Origin of the sequence: Bacillus sp. SLBN-46 (genome assembly GCF_031453555.1) — a bacterium.
Lineage (GTDB): Bacteria > Bacillota > Bacilli > Bacillales > Cytobacillaceae > Neobacillus.
Genome location: NZ_JAVIZM010000001.1, coordinates 79,743 through 92,632 on the forward strand (window position 1 = coordinate 79,743; position 12,890 = coordinate 92,632).

12 protein-coding genes and 1 pseudogene are annotated in these 12,890 nt (G+C 38.9%); 7 read left to right on the forward strand and 6 right to left on the reverse strand.

Annotated elements, in window-relative coordinates; all coding sequences use genetic code 11:
- Window positions 1–178: 178 nt before the first annotated feature.
- Both QFZ87_RS00340 and QFZ87_RS00345 read left to right on the forward strand, forming a co-directional pair.
- Window positions 179–1,408 (forward strand): MFS transporter, encoded by a 1,230-nt coding sequence (locus QFZ87_RS00340; protein ID WP_309867557.1) that lies wholly within the window; start codon window positions 179–181, stop codon window positions 1,406–1,408.
- A gap of 57 nt (window positions 1,409–1,465) precedes the next feature.
- A complete protein-coding gene (locus QFZ87_RS00345; RefSeq protein WP_309856368.1) occupies window positions 1,466–1,912 on the forward strand; it encodes a DUF4097 family beta strand repeat-containing protein in 447 nt (148 codons plus the stop codon).
- 354 nt (window positions 1,913–2,266) lie between these two features.
- Here QFZ87_RS00345 and QFZ87_RS00350 read toward each other — a convergent pair whose 3' ends face one another.
- Complete coding sequence (locus QFZ87_RS00350) at window positions 2,267–3,694, reverse strand: alanine/glycine:cation symporter family protein (RefSeq protein ID WP_309856371.1); 1,428 nt, start codon at window positions 3,692–3,694, stop codon at window positions 2,267–2,269.
- Between the two features lie 296 nt (window positions 3,695–3,990).
- Between QFZ87_RS00350 and QFZ87_RS00355 the strand changes: the two genes are divergently transcribed.
- Entirely contained in the window at window positions 3,991–5,238 is a 1,248-nt protein-coding gene (locus tag QFZ87_RS00355; RefSeq protein WP_309856373.1) for a GGDEF domain-containing protein, read from the forward strand.
- A gap of 190 nt (window positions 5,239–5,428) precedes the next feature.
- Here QFZ87_RS00355 and QFZ87_RS00360 read toward each other — a convergent pair whose 3' ends face one another.
- Window positions 5,429–6,022 carry a biotin transporter BioY gene (locus tag QFZ87_RS00360; protein ID WP_309856376.1) on the reverse strand — a complete coding sequence of 198 codons (594 nt, stop codon included), beginning with the start codon at window positions 6,020–6,022 and terminating at the stop codon, window positions 5,429–5,431.
- 308 nt (window positions 6,023–6,330) lie between these two features.
- Here QFZ87_RS00360 and QFZ87_RS00365 point away from each other — a divergent pair.
- Both QFZ87_RS00365 and QFZ87_RS00370 read left to right on the forward strand, forming a co-directional pair.
- Window positions 6,331–7,837 (forward strand): annotated as a pseudogene (locus QFZ87_RS00365) (sodium-dependent transporter).
- A 1-nt stretch (window position 7,838) separates the two neighbouring features.
- Window positions 7,839–7,949, forward strand: a complete 111-nt coding sequence (locus tag QFZ87_RS00370) for a methionine/alanine import family NSS transporter small subunit (RefSeq protein WP_309856379.1) — start codon at window positions 7,839–7,841, stop codon at window positions 7,947–7,949.
- Between the two features lie 64 nt (window positions 7,950–8,013).
- Here the strand turns inward: QFZ87_RS00370 and QFZ87_RS00375 are convergent, their stop codons facing one another.
- Both QFZ87_RS00375 and QFZ87_RS00380 read right to left on the reverse strand, forming a co-directional pair.
- Complete coding sequence (locus tag QFZ87_RS00375) at window positions 8,014–8,178, reverse strand: hypothetical protein (protein WP_309856381.1); 165 nt, start codon at window positions 8,176–8,178, stop codon at window positions 8,014–8,016.
- A 118-nt stretch (window positions 8,179–8,296) separates the two neighbouring features.
- Window positions 8,297–8,710 (reverse strand): acyl-CoA thioesterase, encoded by a 414-nt coding sequence (locus tag QFZ87_RS00380; protein WP_309856383.1) that lies wholly within the window; start codon window positions 8,708–8,710, stop codon window positions 8,297–8,299.
- A gap of 194 nt (window positions 8,711–8,904) precedes the next feature.
- On the opposite strand from QFZ87_RS00380, the gene QFZ87_RS00385 reads away from it, so the two are divergent.
- Window positions 8,905–9,441 (forward strand): ribonuclease H-like YkuK family protein, encoded by a 537-nt coding sequence (locus QFZ87_RS00385; protein ID WP_309856386.1) that lies wholly within the window; start codon window positions 8,905–8,907, stop codon window positions 9,439–9,441.
- Window positions 9,442–9,531: 90 nt separating this feature from the next.
- Here QFZ87_RS00385 and QFZ87_RS00390 read toward each other — a convergent pair whose 3' ends face one another.
- Window positions 9,532–10,998: a PAS domain-containing sensor histidine kinase gene (locus QFZ87_RS00390; RefSeq protein WP_309856389.1), complete on the reverse strand. Its 1,467-nt coding sequence runs from the start codon at window positions 10,996–10,998 to the stop codon at window positions 9,532–9,534.
- A gap of 224 nt (window positions 10,999–11,222) precedes the next feature.
- On the opposite strand from QFZ87_RS00390, the gene QFZ87_RS00395 reads away from it, so the two are divergent.
- Window positions 11,223–11,708, forward strand: a complete 486-nt coding sequence (locus QFZ87_RS00395; RefSeq protein WP_309856393.1) for a hypothetical protein — start codon at window positions 11,223–11,225, stop codon at window positions 11,706–11,708.
- A 102-nt stretch (window positions 11,709–11,810) separates the two neighbouring features.
- Here the strand turns inward: QFZ87_RS00395 and QFZ87_RS00400 are convergent, their stop codons facing one another.
- Complete coding sequence (locus QFZ87_RS00400; protein WP_309856396.1) at window positions 11,811–12,830, reverse strand: DUF418 domain-containing protein; 1,020 nt, start codon at window positions 12,828–12,830, stop codon at window positions 11,811–11,813.
- Window positions 12,831–12,890 lie beyond the last annotated feature (60 nt).

Consider the following 12,890-nt stretch of genomic DNA (forward strand, 5'->3'; position numbering starts at 1 on the left):
AAAATTCAGTCAATAAATTTATTATACAATACTCCCTGTCATAGTCATTAGACAAAACATCAAATCTTTCCACACAATTGTTTTATAGTTTGTATGATTTCATATTTTCCTTTCACTAATTTAGAAATTATTGTATCTTTGAAGGAAATATATAGATATGAAACGTGAGGCACATCATATGTGGAGAAACAGGAATGTTTGGATTTTATTATCTGGGGAGTTTATTGCGGGCTTGGGATTGTGGCTAGGCATTATTGGAAACCTAGAGTTTATGCAGGCAAAGCTGCCTTCGGATTTCTTAAAGTCATTACTTTTAGCAGGAGGGTTACTTGCCGGTATTGCGGTAGGACCATATGCTGGCCGGCTAACCGATCAAGCCAGTAAGAAAAGAGTCATGTTGATAGCTGGTTTCGTACGTGCTATTAGCGTGATTTTTATGCTTATTGCAATCCACACCGGTTCCATTTGGTGGATGGCCGTGTTTTTAGTTTTACTGCAAATATCTGCTGCGTTTTATTTTCCAACACTTCAGGCGGCACTTCCACTTATTGTTGCTGATAAAGATTTGCTTCAGTTAAACGGGGTTCATATGAACGTGTCTACCCTGTCTCGAATTATTGGAACCGCACTGGCTGGAGTATTGCTGGTAGTTCTCCCCTTATCCATGCTCTATGTAGGTTCGCTTGTAGGATATGTAGCGCTATTTATCCTTACCTGGTTCTTGAATTTTGATGAGCGACAACTAGATAAAACAGAAAAGATGAAGAACAAGTCTTCAGTGAATACTAGTTTTAAAGATGTATTCCCCATCATTAGAAATCTACCGATTGTCTATATGACACTTATTATGACACTGGTACCGGTGTTGTTTCTCGGCGGGTTCAACCTGCTAGTGATTAACATAAGTGAGCTCCAGCATAGTTCAGCCATCAAAGGGTGGATTTATACTGCTGAAGGAATCTCATTTATGATTGGTGCGTTTTTTATTAAATTAATCAGTGACAGAAGTTCGCCTTATATTATTTTGTTCGCCTGTTCTTTTATGATCGGCTGCTCACAGCTGCTCCTTTATTTAGCGAATGTTCCTGTGCTAAGCGTATTGGCCTTTGCCTTATTCGGCTTTTCCGTAGGCTGCTTTTTCCCGACAGCCGCTACCATTTTCCAAACAAAAGTACCAAAGGAGTATCACGGACGCTTCTTTTCCTTCCGTAATATGCTGGACCGAATTTCGTTTCAGACTGTTCTGCTAATTAGCGGCTTTCTTCTGGACCTGATTGGGTTACAGCTCATGTGCGTCCTATTCGGAGTATTATCCATTATCACCACCACAATCTTCTACGTTAGACACAAGAGGGTTTCAACTGGTCGAACAAAAGAACTGACAGTAAAAGGGCATCATCCAGCCTAGATGATGCCTTTTTACTCTGTCCACAATTGGTGCCTGGCACCCAAAAAGCTTTAAATAATGTCCTCTTCCTTGACTACTTCTGGTGTCATTCGTGTAAATGATATATCAGGAGAACAAATGATGCTTAAAGCCTCGTCGGGGGATGTTACTGCAAAAAATATTTCCTCTAAGGAACTAACGATTCAGGCAACTTCTGGGGATATTGCCGTCAATGGAATTGATGCCAAACAGATTTCAGTCCACACAACCTCAGGGGATATTGATGGAGCGAGAGTTGCAGGATTTACTCATTTAACTCTTGAAGCAACCAGTGGTGATATTTCTCTTAATACAAGAGAAACTTCTTTCATCCTGGACTTCATGTCCACATCAGGAGAAGGCGAAGTCACCGTTCCAAACTTCCTATTTGAAGAAAAAACAGAAGAACGAATCATAGGGAACAAAGGAGAAGGCAACCATTCTATCACTGTGAAAACCACCTCAGGCGACTTCTCTTTCAAATAAAAAGGCTCTGATATAATTGAATGTTGATTTCACAGTGTTTGAAAAATAAACGGAAAAGTTCCGCTTAAATTGGGAAATACCCTTATTTCCTTAAAAATAAGGGGAGTTTTTCCGTTTATCTGATCCAAATCGTTGGATTTTGTCTTTTTTTAAAGCAGTTAACCGGAATATCTCCGCTTATTTCTGCTTATTAATCTGTCTCTATATACAATAGCCGGAAATTCTCCGCTTATGAATTCTCCTACTACTTACACGAAAATAAACGATGAAGGATAACGGAGCCAATAAAAAAGGGTGTGTCCACCACACACAGACAAATGTCCACGCGTGCTGCCTGACACCCCTTTTCCTTTTTTAACCTATCTTTTTCTTTTGTTTTTCAGTAGTTGGTGCGCTTTCCCATGCTTCTAGGTTTTGTAAGCCTTCGATGTTTGAAGTATAGAAGACAGGATTTTGGCCGTTTGCTTTTTGCTTCTTATAGTCAGCAAGGGCCGCAAACGCGATTTTTCCTAATAGAATAATAGCGATCAAGTTGATAATAGCCATTAATCCCATGAATAAGTCAGCAAGACTCCAAACAAAGCTCAGTTCTGCTAATGATCCAAACGCAACCATGCCGACAACGGCAATACGGTACGCGTTTAGCACAAGCTTGTTATTTTTAATAAATCCGATATTCGATTCACCGTAGTAGTAATTCCCCACTACAGAACTAAAGGCAAATAGGAATACGATAATAGCAAGGAAAACACCCGCCCATGATCCTAAAGAACCTTCAAGGGCGCTCTGCGTTAGGATAATCCCGTTCCCCTCTTTAGAGGTGTACAGCCCTGATAGAAGAATAATAAACGCTGTTGAGCTACAAATAACAAGCGTATCCACAAATACACCCAGCGCCTGAATTAAACCTTGTTTAACAGGATGACTGACATTTGCAGTGGCTGCTGCATTCGGGGCACTACCCATACCTGCTTCGTTTGAGAATAGCCCACGTTTGATCCCGTTCATCATTGCAGCACCAATTGCTCCTCCAGCTACTTCTTTCATACCAAAAGCACTTTCAAAAATTAATGCAAACACGCCAGGAATTTCTGTTATATTCGTTATCATGATGTACAGGGCGATTAGAATATACGCTCCGGCCATAACGGGAACCATCCACTCTGCGACCTTGGCAATGCGCTTTAGTCCGCCAAAAATAATAACGGCAGTAATAACCGATAAAACAGCCGCAATGACCATTTTATTTATTCCAAATGAATTGTTCAGGGAGCTTGTAATTGTGTTTGCCTGAACAGAGTTAAAGGCTAGTCCAAAAGTTATGGAAATGAGAACAGCAAAGGTAATCCCCATCCAACGGGCCTTCAATGCTTTTTCCATATAATAAGCGGGACCACCTCGGAAGGTGTCTCCATCTTTGACCTTATAAATTTGTGCAAGTGTTGCTTCTATAAAAGCAGAAGCTGAACCGACCAATGCAATTAGCCACATCCAGAAAACAGCTCCTGGTCCACCGGTAGTGATGGCAATGGCTACTCCGGCGAGGTTTCCTGTTCCTACCCTTGATGCAGTACTGATACAAAAGGCTTGGAAAGATGAGATTCCTTTTGTATCGCCTTTGGCCCCTTCACCCATTAAGCGAAACATCTCTCCTACCATACGGAATTGGACAAACTTTGTGCGAAAAGTGAAATAAAGACCTGATCCTATTAATAAAACGATAAGAATATAAGACCAGAGTAACGTATTGGACTCATTTACAAAATTTTCAATCATCTTCATCTAATCATCACCTTCTACCCCTTGTTTTTTTATATACTGATATAATTTATCAAATTCAAAGAAATCTGACAATGTTTGAAGTTTCCAGTTTACTAGAGACAGTAGAATTCCTCTTCTTTAAAGGAACTTTTCTAAAAGTTTCGGATAATCGTAATATTGTAAAAAAATAGGTCGTTATATCTAATAAAATTATGTAAAATAGAGATAGGGTTATACTAACCTTACAATTTTTTACAAGAAATACTAATTTAAGGGTGAACGTCATTGCGATTTTTCAGGAAGGAAACAATCCGAATATGCTAAAAGCTAGGCTGTATGACATATCCATCTTTCTTACTGCTCTGGCCATAGCTATTAGCTCAAAACATATAATAATACCCACATCTGACTTTATTAAGTCATTAATTGTGTTTTGGGTTTTCTCCAGTCTTTATTATCACCTTAGAGTTTTTTCAAAAAACGGCAACACTAATTTTGAATATGGTATTAGCTACTGTTTATCATTTGTTTTGTTTACTGGTCCTCTTGGCTTATTCATATTTGAAACGATCTACCGCTTTACCGTGTATGCTTATAGAAAGTGGACAAAGACCGCTGACCCCAGTGAGTTTACAGACACTTTATATAATATTGGTGCCTTTGTTATTACCAACTCAATAGCCTACTTCTTGTATCTACAATTAGGATCGATCATTGATTCAAATAACTATGTTTTTTGGATTTCGATGTTTTTACTGACGTGTATCGCCTCCCTTCTTTCCGCTACCTTCTTAGTTACCGCTTTTTACATAATGGGTGATTTTAAAACCCTTAAAGAAGGTGTAGACTTTGTTTTTAAAAGTAGAAGTTTGCTTGATTATGGGAAAGTAGCCATCACCAACGGATTGCTTTTCTTGTTTTTAAAAGATGGGAAATGGGATATGTTAATTAGTTTATTTATTTTAAACTACGTGGTAAGCCGTTCCTTTTTCTCGAAGGCTCAAAGCGCTCAACATAAGCTGGAGAGGGACAAGTTCGAGCAAATGGCCTATACAGACTTCCTGACTGGCGTGCACAACCGTACATTTATGGATAAAAAAATGGCCGAGCTTAATCAATCGGAAGAACAAATTGGTATTGTTGTATGCGACATCGATAAGTTTAAACGAATCAATGACAATTTTAATCACGCAGTAGGCGATAAAGTCATTCAGCACTTTGCTTCTACGTTAAAAAGCTATCTGGATGAAGAGGATTATTTGTTCCGAAGTGGTGGAGAGGAATTTACTCTTTGTCTCAGAAAGAGAGATTATGATCAAACACGGGATCTGGTTAATGAAATTCTGGATGGCGTTGCAAATAACGCAGTAAATGTGGAGTATCAGGGTGAACACGTCTCCATTTGCTATACTGCTTCGTTTGGCCTTTATTACTACAAGGTAAATGACCAGATTTCTATAGAAAAAGCCTATATTATGGCTGACCAGCTGTTGTTCCGTTCCAAGGATCTAGGAAAGAACAGAGCTTCCATGGTTAACGGTCTGGCAAAAGCAGTAGTCGTGTAACTAATTACACACCATTAAAAAAAGAAGCGGTTTCGACCGCTTTTTTTTATTTTGGGTAAACCTTTGGTGTCAGGCACCACAAAAAGACACTTTCCACGTGGAAAGGACATCTCGTTTAGGTGTACAAAAAAGTGTCAGGCACCTCGCATGGACAACTGTCCACGAGCGGTGCCTGACACCCTAATTCGATTTATGATACGCGCTTTAGATGTTTGAATTGTCCTTTTGATAGAACGGTTGTTTCAAGGCGGTGTGCCATGAATGCTGCTAGAACAGATAGAACGATGTCCTTTGGCAGCGGAGCCAGCATCCAGAACCAAGCCATTTTATAGGTGAATCCCTCAGGAGCAGCTGCCCAAAGTTTATAAGCAAAGTACATCCAATTGGTTCCGAAAACATAGTTTACAGCCATTCCAATTAAAGCCGCAATAATAAAAGTTGCCAATCCCTTTTTCTTTTCTACTATTTTTCCGATAATAAATGCAGTGAAAATATAAGAAAGAATAAAGCCAAAGGTAGGTTTAATCAAGATTGATAATCCTCCAGAAAAGTCAGCAAAAACAGGAACTCCTACCAATCCTACTAGCATGTAAACTGTCATGGCGATAGATCCTAATCGGCTACCCAAAATGGCTCCTGCTAGAATAGCAAAAAAGGTTTGAAGCGTAATCGGTACCCCACCAACATGTAAAAATGGAGCAATGGTACTGATATTTGCACCAATGGCCATCAATGCCACAAACATGGCTGATAGTGTTAAATCAAGTGCTCTTAAATTTTTCATTTACGTTCTCTCCCACCCTACAATATAAATGTCTTAAATTTAAAATAAAGGGTAATACAACCTTTTGTCAACCAAATTATAAAATTGGTTGACAAAAAATTATCACTTCTATATTAATAAAGAAAAACTCTTATTTAAGTATTACATTTTTTGGATTTACCCAAAACTCCATCAAGCAGCTTTTATTTTTGAATTAAATAAAATTTTCAAAAAACATTTTGACAAACTATCTTTTTAAAGGTATATTAAGATAACGAAATAATTATCTGAATTTTATAAAAGTATATTCACATAGGGGGAAACATAGTATGGAAAAACGTCAGCAGTGGGGGTCAAGATACGGATTTATCATGGCGGCAGTTGGTTCGGCAGTAGGTCTAGGGAATATTTGGAGATTCCCAGCCGTTGCCTATGAAAATGGAGGAGGAGCCTTCTTCCTACCTTATCTATTCGCCATTTTAACAGCAGGAATTCCTATCTTAATTTTAGAATTCACGATTGGTCAAAAATACAGAGGTTCCTCACCACTATCATTGTTCCGTTTGAATAAAAAAGCAGAATGGCTTGGTTGGTGGCAGGTATTAATCGCCTTTGTTATTTGTACTTACTACTCTGTTATCATCGCATGGGCTATCAAATATACGATTTATTCATTTGGTACTCAGTGGGGATCAGATCCTAGCAAGTTCTTATTTGGAAAGGTTCTACAATTATCTGATAAACCAGGAGAAATTGGCGGATTAGTTTCCGGCATCGTCACTCCATTACTTTGTGTATGGGCAGTTACTCTTTTTGTCCTATTTCGTGGAGTTTCAAAAGGAATTGAAAGGCTTAATAAGATTTTCCTTCCGACTCTTGTAGTAATGTTTTTAGTAATCGTCGTTCGTGCTTTAACACTTGATGGTGCAGCGAGTGGATTAAATGCCTTTTTCAAACCGAATTGGGATATGATTTTAAACGGAAAAGTTTGGATTGCCGCTTATGGACAAATCTTCTTCTCCTTATCTATTGGATTTGCCATCATGATTACGTATTCTAGTTATCTACCAAAAAAATCAGACATTAATAACAATGCCTTCATTACAGCTTTTGCTAACTCTGGATTTGAATTACTAGCTGGGATTGGAGTGTTTGCCGCACTTGGATTTATGGCAAAGCAACAGGGAGTACCAATTGATGAAGTGGTTAGCAGTGGAATTGGACTAGCCTTCGTTGTATTCCCAAGCATCATCAACGAGGTTCCCTGGCTTAAATGGATTATTCGGTGTATTGTTCTTCCTATCTTTAGTTTTTGCTGGAATGACGTCACTTATTTCTATCGTCGAAACATTTGTGGCTGCAGTTCAGGATAAATTCAATGTATCACGTACAAAAGCAGTCTTAACTGGAGGATTAACAGCAACGGTTATTTCTCTTCTTTTTGCAACACACGGCGGATTGTATTTACTAGATGTGGTTGATTATTTCATCAATAACTTTGGAATTGTCTTTGCAGGACTGATTGAGGTAGTTTTAATTGCTTGGTTCTTCAAAGGGTTAACCGGTTTACAAAAACATACAAATGAAATTTCTGACCTTCGTGTAGGTACTTGGTGGAAAGTATGCCTTGGTGTCATTACTCCATTGGTTCTTGGCTATATGATGTTTGACAATATCCGTCAAAACCTAAAGGAAAACTACGAGAAATATCCGACTGAACTGATTTTATATGCAGGGGTAATAGTAGTAGCCGGAACAATCCTTGTGGCAGTCCTTCTTTCCCTTAAGGGTTGGAAAGCATCTGCCAATACAGAAGAAAAAAGGGAGGTTGCTTAACATGTCAGGAAGCGCACTTACTATGATGATTGTTGGGATGGTCATTTTATGGGGCGGTCTAGCAGCCAGCATCCTCAATGTAGTCAGAGTATCAAAAAAGGCAAAGTCTTAATTACAAATACACAAAAGGATTGAGCAGTAGTTCCACCGCTCAATCCTTTTTTCATGCCGTTCGCTCAATATTTTTTTGGACGGCAAAACTTACAGACTTTGATGGTTTGGTTTGTTTCTGTCTTCTGTGTGTAAAGAAGCTTTACTCCCGTTCTACTGCACAATGGGCATGTCCCACGACCATTTGAAGGCAGATAGCTAATCGTTTTTCCCCTATTTCTTTTTGCCATTTTCCATCATCCTTATCTAGAAATCTCTTGTTTCTTTATCTAATGTTGGACTGGCACAAAGATTGATAGGCATATAATTGTTTTTAAGAAAAACTTTCTGTCGTTTTAGAGAAGATTTCTATCCCTTCTCCTTCCTCCCAGCAGAATATTCCTCTGTCAAATTAGAATGCCTGTTTAACAGATTACGAACCTCATCAGGTACTGGCACCTTCCGCCTTGTTTGACGATTAATCGTTGTAAGAACTACTTCCGCAACTACCATTTGCTCTTGTTGTTCATTCGTGATCGTTTGCTTCAGTGTAAAACTTGTATTTCCTATCCGCTCCAGAGACGTTTGAACCCATAATCGATCATGATTGAATACTTCTTTTTTATAATCGACCCCAATATGTACAACCACCGCTTCAACCCCGTGAGAGACACAATATCGATACCACCACTTGCGCCCCTCATCTAAATACTCAAATAGCTTTACATTACTTACGTGACCCCGGTTGGCTTCCGCTACGATGAATAGCTCTGAATAGGCCAAACTTTCATCCCTCCCCCTCCTCAATTGATAAAAAACCACCTATCAATAATTCGCTGCAGAATAGATGGATACCTGCCCGCCCTTTTCTCACAACCTCACTAAAGATGGCACGACAACACATCTATTCCCATAAGATAGCAATAAGAGTTGAGTCTAAACTTTTCAAACGGAAGGGAAAGATGTGGTGCTTTTATATGAAAAACTTTTCAGTTCATCCACCTTCATTTCAGAACCTTCAAGAGACTGGAATGACATTTGAACAAGTATTTGAACGGATTATTACATTTATGCAGTTTGATCCAAACGGGAACTACCGCCTGATGGTGGGGACAGACTCACAGGTCCATAAATCAAATACGGTCTTTATTACCGGAATTGTGATTCAGAATGAGGGTAACGGTGTATGGGCGTGTATTAGAAAAGTGATTGTTCCCCGAAAGATGACGCATCTCCATGAACGTATATCACTGGAGTTGTCTTTAACAGAAGAGATCGTCTCACTGTTCACGGAAGAAAGAAAAAATGAATTAATCTCTATTGTCCTTCCTCATTTGTACCATGGAGCTACTTTTACTATGGAAGGCCATATAGATATCGGGGCTGGAAAACGGAATAAAACGAGTGAATTTGTCAGGGAAATGGTCACTAGAATGGAATCCATGGGAGTCGAGCCTAAAATCAAGCCAGACGCCTTCGTCGCCTCAAGCTATGCGAACCGATACACAAAATAAGGGTGCCTGGCACCACGCAAGGACACTATGTCCATGAGCGGTGCCTGGCACCCTTATTTATTTGTTCAGTCCTTTTTACATACATTTTAATTAAATATAGGCAAGTTGAACTTTTACTGTCGTTCCTTTGCCTGGTTCACTTTCAATTTTCATGGTTCCATTGTGTTCTTGGATGATTTTGTTGCTGACGGTTAGGCCAAGCCCAATCCCCTTGTCCTTGGTTGTATAAAATGGCGTTCCTAAATAGCCCATTACATGCGTGTCAATCCCAATTCCTTCATCGGAAAAACTAATCTGCACTCTTTTCCCCGCTAATTTTTCTACATAAACATGGACATTCCCACCACTCGGCATCGATTCAATGGCATTTTTAAGAAAATTAACAAAAACTTGTTTCAGTTGATTAGGGCTGCATAATAGTTCAATATCATTTGCTTGATCATAATCATGGTTGATGATTTGAACATTATGCAATAATGCTTGCGGGTGCAAAATATTTACCGTACTATCTAAAATGGAATGTAGGCCCTTCCTTTCGAATTGAATGGCCTGGGGTTTTGCTAGGGACATAAACTCATTGACGATCATATCAATTCGGTCTAGTTCATTCATAATAATGGACAAATAATTATCCTGCTTTTCTTTATCTGGCGTACTTTTCAAAAGCTTGGAAAATCCTTTTAAGGAGGTCAAAGGATTACGAATCTCGTGCGCGACCCCGGCTGCTAATTGGCCAATGATTGAAAGGCGGTCTAAATTCCGTAAAGCATCATCATTTTTTACCCTATCCGTCACATCTCGTGCAACTGTAACATAGCATTCTACCTCATTTTGCTCATTAAAGATGGGTGTAATTGTAGTCTCGGAATCTATTACTTTATTATCCCCCGTCTTTAATTTCACTTGAAGTAGTTGAGGTTCACCTGTTTCAATTAACCTTTGGTAAACTTTTTCTAAGTTTTCTTTTTCCTCAGGAAGGATGAGATCATATACATCTTGACCAATTAGTTGTTCTGGTTTAAAACCAACCCCTTTTTCATGAGAGGGGCTTGCATAGATGACCTCTTTATCTTTGGAATAAAGCTTTATCATATCTGTAGTGTTCTCGGTAATTAATCGATACAATTCACGCGTTCTTTTTAATTCTCTTTCTGTATTTATATGCTCCGTTATATCCCGGTAGATAGCTATTACGGCAATAATTTCCCCCGCTACGTTTCGAAAAGGAGAATAAGACACAGCTATATCCAGAAGCCGCCCATCTTTATGATACCGTTGTGTCACAATGTCATGGAAAAATTCCCCCTGTTTTACCGCACTTATTATTCCATTCACTACGTCAGGGTTAGGGAATTCCTCAAATCTCCTCCCAAGGATCTCTTCCTCTGTATAACCGAAAATCTTCGTGTACATGCCATTTACTCGAATAAACCGATTCTCCATATCAACAATACAGATTCCATCAGCCGTACAATTAAGAAAAAGATCGATTAATTCATCAGGATTATAGACGACAGACTCATTCTCTTTTCCAAAAATAGGGAAACTCTTAGCCACAAATATCTCTCCAAACACATTAATCTCTACCTTCCATTTTACAGAACTTTGCGACAAAGAAAAGAAGTATTTTTTGGTGGGTGTCAGGCACCATAGAAAGACACTTTTTTGCAATTTGTCCATTCCACACGGACATTTTCTTCTAAACTACAATAATTAATTTTTCCTCCCTATCATATTGGACTTCCTTTCACTCATAAATTTTGAATTAAGGGGGTGGCTTATTGAAAAAAGGACTATTGGCATTGATTTTATTACCATTTATTTTTTTATTATCAGGATGCGGCGGTGATCCTGTACATGATGATTTGCTTAATTATGTGAATAAAGAAATGAAAAAAGCAGGCAAATTGGAAAGTGCGGCCGTTTCTGCTTATGAAGGCGTTTCTGGGGCAAATTATACCGATGATCAAACGATGTATGATGCATTAACCAATGACGTTATCCCTAATTACAACGAGTTTATTAAGGAGCTAGATTCTGTCAACATTGAAACGGAAGAATTACAGGATATTCATGAGATTTATATCGAAGGCGCGGACATCCAATTTAAAGCCTTTACTACTATTAAACAGGCTTTAGAAGAACAGGACCCAGCCCTCATTCAACAAGCGAACGACATGCTGGCAGATGCAAGAAAACATATTCGCGATTATCAGAATAAGCTTGATAAACTAGCAAAAGAACATGATGTAGAAATTAAGAAATAACAGCAGATGATTTTATGAAACAAGGAAGGCCGGTTCCCCCTCTGATTTTACAAAGAGGAGTACCGGCCTTATTCTTTAACTGATTGGTCTCATCAGTTTCGCCTAGACTGAATCACGTTTCCGAATTGACAGTCGCTCGAAATACGTCGCCATTCTCCACAGCCATTCCAGCGGTCCAAACCGAAAGAAGCAGAGCCAAATGCTACTGAAGATCAACTGAATGACTACAATAATTAAACAAAGGTAAAATGATTGAGTATATGACAGCTGCCCGTATAGGTTTAGTACCTTTCCAGCCAATAACATGAAAACCGTTTGTAAAATATAATTTGTCAGGGCCATCCTACCATAGCTTTTTAGTGGCGATAGCACTTTCTGAACGGGTGGAATTTGTAGCAGCAACACCAACAGTCCCACATAGAATGCAGACACAATTGGTCCGATGGTAATACCGAAATTAATAAACTGCCTCATTTTGTAGGAATGACTATAACCCACTGCTTCAAACACCGTCGGGCTAAGTTGATATTGATACAAAAGGCCAACTATACTTAATACAAACATTATCCCTGTGAAAATAGCTACCTTCTTCCACTGTTGCGAGATCCCCTCAAACACTTGAAACTGTCCAGCTGCAATCCCTAAGAGCATTAATGGAACTACCATAAAAATTTTAGCCGAAAAAAGACTTAAAGCGAACAGCATAGCTAGGCCAAATAGAAGATTGCCCCACTTAGGTGCCCTGTAAAAAGGTAAAATGATGAAGCCGCTAACAGCATAAATGGTCAACGCTTCTCCAGGATGAAACTTTACATGAATCAACCCAAAAAGAAAAAGTACAAACATGCGTCGTAAAAACAGCATGGTGCCCTTTTTCCCTTTCGCCTCGGCACGTGAAATAAATATATAAAACCCAACACCAAATAAAAAAGTAAATATGGTATAAAAGCGACCTTCAACAAATAAATAAAGAAACCGCCAGTACGTAGCATCCATGGTGCCCGGTTCAGGGAGCTTAACAGACAACAACGGAATAATATTCACTAAAATAATCCCTAATAAAGCAAACCCCCGCAAATAATCAAGCACATCCAACCGTTTATTTAACTCTATCGAATTCATCTTTTACTCCTGTATGCTTCGAGTTTACTTTCTCCATATTTCAATGATTTGCGGTTCACC

What these genes read in the sequence shown, in the direction of transcription:
- QFZ87_RS00370 (WP_309856379.1), top strand. Translation starts at nt 7,839, where the DNA reads ATGTCAGGAAGCGCACTTACTATGATGATTGTTGGGATGGTCATTTTA.
- QFZ87_RS00350 (WP_309856371.1), bottom strand. Translation starts at nt 3,694, where the DNA reads ATGAAGATGATTGAAAATTTTGTAAATGAGTCCAATACGTTACTCTGG.
- QFZ87_RS00400 (WP_309856396.1), bottom strand. Translation starts at nt 12,830, where the DNA reads ATGAATTCGATAGAGTTAAATAAACGGTTGGATGTGCTTGATTATTTG.
- QFZ87_RS00375 (WP_309856381.1), bottom strand. Translation starts at nt 8,178, where the DNA reads ATGGCAAAAAGAAATAGGGGAAAAACGATTAGCTATCTGCCTTCAAAT.
- QFZ87_RS00355 (WP_309856373.1), top strand. Translation starts at nt 3,991, where the DNA reads ATGCTAAAAGCTAGGCTGTATGACATATCCATCTTTCTTACTGCTCTG.
- QFZ87_RS00340 (WP_309867557.1), top strand. Translation starts at nt 179, where the DNA reads ATGTGGAGAAACAGGAATGTTTGGATTTTATTATCTGGGGAGTTTATT.
- QFZ87_RS00360 (WP_309856376.1), bottom strand. Translation starts at nt 6,022, where the DNA reads ATGAAAAATTTAAGAGCACTTGATTTAACACTATCAGCCATGTTTGTG.
- QFZ87_RS00385 (WP_309856386.1), top strand. Translation starts at nt 8,905, where the DNA reads ATGAAAAACTTTTCAGTTCATCCACCTTCATTTCAGAACCTTCAAGAG.
- QFZ87_RS00345 (WP_309856368.1), top strand. Translation starts at nt 1,466, where the DNA reads ATGTCCTCTTCCTTGACTACTTCTGGTGTCATTCGTGTAAATGATATA.